Genomic DNA, 4066 nt, shown 5'->3' with positions numbered 1-4066 from the left:
GAGTCTGCTCAACCGTCGTCTTGACGGCTCTGTCTCCGGCCCTGCGCAATCGCTTTATCCGGCCTGGCCCTGTTCCTGCACCGGGATTGCACACCCACGTCAAGGCTCATTGACAACGAACATCAGAGTTCGGCTTTTAGATCCTGTGGTGCTTTGGTCATGGCAGGCAGATGCTCCGCCGGTTCATGCAGCGGCGGACCGAGAATCCCAAGCATCCGGCGGCGCTGGACCTTGCCCGTGGTGCCCTTGGGCAGCTGCTCGCGGAAGTGGATGCCGCGGGGGATCTTGAACGAGGCCAGTTCACCCTGAAGAAACCGGCGGAGATCGGCAGGTGTCGTCATCGCGCCTGGATGCAGGACGACCGCAGCGGCGACGTCCTCGCCGAGGCGCGGATGGGGAACAGCGTAAGCAGCAGCCTCGGCGACCGCCGGATGGCGCAGGAGCGCGGCATCGATCTCGGCGGGGGCGATTTTTTCTCCGCCACGATTGATCAGCTCACTCAGGCGGCCATGCAGGGAGAGATAGCCGTCCTCATCAAGACTGCCGATGTCGCCTGTGCGAAGCCAGCCGTCGACGAAGGCGGACCGATTGAGTTCCGGCGCATCGAGATAAGCAGTCATCACCGTGGGGCCGCGGACCCAAACCTCCCCCTGCTCGTTGGCCGGAAGCGGGCGCCCGTCCTCGCCGGAAATCATGACCGTGCCAGGCCAAGGCTGTCCGCAGGTCCCCGGCCTGTTCGGACCGGGCGGCGGCTGGTTGGAGGCGATTTGCGCGGCTTCGCTGGAGCCGTAATGCTCCAGCACCGGCACACCCAGGACCTGCTGGAGCTCGTCCCGCACCGCCCCCGAAAGCGGCGCGCCACCGGACACGACCATGCGCAGGGTATGCATCGCCTGCGCATCCACAAGACACTTCGCCTTGTCCAGCACGGCATTGTGGAGCGTCGGACCCGCCGAGTACCACGTTGGCCGTAGGGCATCGAACCATTCAGCCAGGTCGACCGCGGCGGCATTCGTCGGCAGCGCGATGCTGCCACCGGTGAGGAGCGGCGTGAACACCGTCACTTTGAGCCCATGAGAATAGTACGGAGGCGAGACGCTCAGGCAGCGATCCTGCGCCGTAAGCCCGAACCACGTTTCGAGCCGCGCCGCCGCTGCCAGCATGTTGGCGTGGCTGAACGGAATCAGCTTCGGCTCGGCCGTCGTGCCGGAGGACTGCAGAATGAAGGCCGGCGAGCCTGGATCGGGTTCGGTGTCGATAGCGGGGGATGCGGAGAAAGGCACGGTCACGTCGAGCCCGAGCCGACCGTCTCCGATCGCGGCGGCTTCAAGGATGGGAAGCCTTTTCCGCTCCGCGGTCCGACGGGCTTCGGAGGCACTCCCGCGTAGGACGAGAAGAGCGTCGAGCCGCAACATGTCGAGCCGCTGATCGATTTCCGCCGGAGACAGTCGCGGATCGAGCGGTACCGCTGTGCTGCAGCAGGCCACCGCCACGATGGCGAGAATGGCCTCCGGGCCGCTTGGCATCAGCACCCCGATCCGGGTGTGGCAACCAAGCCCGGCTTGGCGCAGCTGCCGACGGATTCTCTCCAGCTGTCGCTGCAGATCCTGGTAGGTCAGAGGGGTGAATGCGGGTGAGACGATCGCGGGCTGATGTGCGAACCGTCGGGCATTCCGACCTATCACCTGACCCAAGGTGGGTTGTGCTCCAGGCCCTGCTCCGGCGGAGCAATCCGGGCAAGCCGATTTCTCGTTCTCAAGGAACACATTCCCCTCCCTGAACTCGGTACTCCCCCGGTGCATCGCCATGCGGTGCTGTCATCGCGAGGCCGTGACGGCTTTGGAGACAGGGCTGCACTAAGTCACTGCAATTCCAAAGATCTCCAAAAGAGCCTAGGTGGATCAAAGGGAGGATGATCCATTTTGCAGTTGCCGCGGGAACCGACCGAGAAGAGTACCCCGGGAACGTCGTTCGAATTTTAACCTATGTTATTTCCACTGCGCGGGAAGGTCGCGTTGGGGCCAAAGAGGATCAGCGGGTGAGCCCGCCCGGCGGCTCGCCGGCAATCTGTGTCCTGACCTTGGGGCCTTCTCCCGCTAAATCCCCCGCCGTCCTTGAACCACCATTCGCGCACCTCCCAGCTGTAACCTCTCTCGCTCTCGCCCGTGAGTTGAACCAGCACAGCCAGCGGTCGCTCTCCTCATCACGAACCATCGACCCCATTCTCGGACGACCATCATGCCGCGGCTCAATCCCGCCGATGTTAAGGATCAGGCTACACATGGTTGAATGAGCATTCGCCGGGGGGTATGAAAGCGCTCTCGATCCCCTGGGTGTCTGGCCATTTCGCAATTGACCTTCCGCCCCAACATGAAGGCGAAGGCTATGACCCTCGACATCTCGTTTATGCCCATGCGCGTGCTCATCGACGGCCATGACACCGACGGCAAGCTCGTCCTCGCCGAGAACCAGCTTGCCGCCGTGTTCGTCCGCCTCGAAGGGTCGCACCATGCCCCTGAGCACAGGGGGTGGTGGCACCTGGAAGCCGGGTTCGGCAAGTGCAACGTTAGGGCCGCACCCCTGTTCAGGACGCCCGAAGAGGCCGGAGCCTGGGTTGAACAAACCTTGATGAGCAATGCCGTCGTTCACACGGGCGCCTTTCTGGCACGACCCGGCTTCAGCGAAGTGTCGGCACGATCCGGCGCATTCCTTGATCGGAAGTAGTGAGAGCGATCGTGTTGCCGCCATCACGGAGGCAATGTCAGCCCCAGGCGAGGAACCGAGCTTCCCTGCGTTTTCAGAACGCCCGGTTCGATGAGGATTGCTGCCTTCGAGCCCAGGTCTCAGATGGGCGTCTCAGATGGGCCGGAAGCGGTCCTTCCGTCCCATGGTCACCCGTTGGCGATCGGATAACAGCAGCGGGGTGTCCTTCACGGGGACGAGAGGAAGGAGCGGACCATGACGCTCGTCGCCGTCGGGTTCTCCTCCATGATCCAATGGCCTGAATCGGGAATGATCCCTTCGGTCACGTCGCTGGCGGCAAACCGCATCACGGTCGCCATCATCGGGCCAAACGACTTCTCGCCTCCAATCGCCAGCACCGGCATCCCGAGCTTGCCCTTGGCAGCAAGGAAGGCCTTGTTGTCGACGGCATCCTGATCGAACGCGGCGAACTGGGCGAACCCTGAGTGCATGGCGCCCGGCAGGGCGTACAGCTTGGCATAGTGCTCGCGTGCGGCCTCGGAGAAGTGGCTGGGCACGGCCGAGAACTCGTTCCAGAAGCGATCGAGATAGATGCGCTCGCGACCTTCGACGAGGCGTTCCATGTCGGGCCCTCCAAACCGGAAATGCCACAACAGCGGGTTCTTCAGGATCTCTTCCCACGGGCCGATGCCCGGCACCGGAGCATCAATCAGAACAAACCGCCTCACGCGCTCTGGGTGCTGGACCGCATAGGCGTAGCCGACCATGTTGCCGATGTCGTGAGTGACCAGATCGGCGCGATCGATCTTGAGCGCGTCGAGAACGCCTGCCACGTCGCCGGCTTGCGTCTTCTTGTCAAACCCTGTTTCCGGCTTGGAGGAAAGCCCCAAGCCGCGCAGATCCGGAACCACGACCGTATGATCACGGACAAGATCCTCGGCCAGAGGCGCCCACATGTCGCCGGTTTCGCCATAGCCGTGCAGCAGAACCACGGCCGGGCCCGTGCCGCCGACGCGGACATGGATCGTCGCGCCGTTGGCTGCGATCTCCTGCGTCCGGATTTCGGCCGGGAACTGGCCCTGCGCAGCGGCCGGCAGCGCGATGGCCGCGGCTCCGAGAGCCATGATTACGAACCTGAGCATCTGTCATCTCCGATCAACGGGAGAGCTTGAGCCGCGATTGCCGTCCGCGCTTCTCCGTTCAAGGCGGAGATAGCATTGGGGCACCTTCCGGATTAGAGCGCGTTGACATTCATTTGGTCCAGATGAACGCGCTGACGAGGCAAAGGATTGACATAAACGCCCGTGGGGTCTGTTCGTAGCGCGTGGCGATGCGTCTGAAGTGCTTGATTTTCAGGAAGAAG

At 63.3% G+C, this 4066-nt stretch carries 3 protein-coding genes; 1 reads left to right on the top strand and 2 read right to left on the bottom strand.

Annotated elements, in window-relative coordinates; translation table 11 throughout:
• Positions 1 to 122: 122 nt before the first annotated feature.
• The gene (locus FS320_RS39585; protein ID WP_152717888.1) at positions 123 to 1802 is read right to left on the bottom strand and encodes an AMP-binding protein; all 1680 of its coding nucleotides are present in this window, start codon (positions 1800 to 1802) and stop codon (positions 123 to 125) included.
• Between the two features lie 583 nt (positions 1803 to 2385).
• Here FS320_RS39585 and FS320_RS46570 point away from each other — a divergent pair.
• Positions 2386 to 2724 carry a hypothetical protein gene (locus FS320_RS46570; RefSeq protein WP_192926408.1) on the top strand — a complete coding sequence of 113 codons (339 nt, stop codon included), beginning with the start codon at positions 2386 to 2388 and terminating at the stop codon, positions 2722 to 2724.
• Between the two features lie 206 nt (positions 2725 to 2930).
• Here FS320_RS46570 and FS320_RS39575 read toward each other — a convergent pair whose 3' ends face one another.
• Positions 2931 to 3845, bottom strand: coding sequence for an alpha/beta fold hydrolase (locus tag FS320_RS39575; protein ID WP_152717886.1), 915 nt, complete (start codon positions 3843 to 3845; stop codon positions 2931 to 2933).
• Between the last annotated feature and the right edge of the window lie 221 nt (positions 3846 to 4066).

This window comes from Microvirga tunisiensis, from assembly GCF_009296175.1.
Lineage (GTDB): Bacteria > Pseudomonadota > Alphaproteobacteria > Rhizobiales > Beijerinckiaceae > Microvirga > Microvirga tunisiensis.
This window is presented reverse-complemented; position numbering and strand designations above follow the sequence as displayed.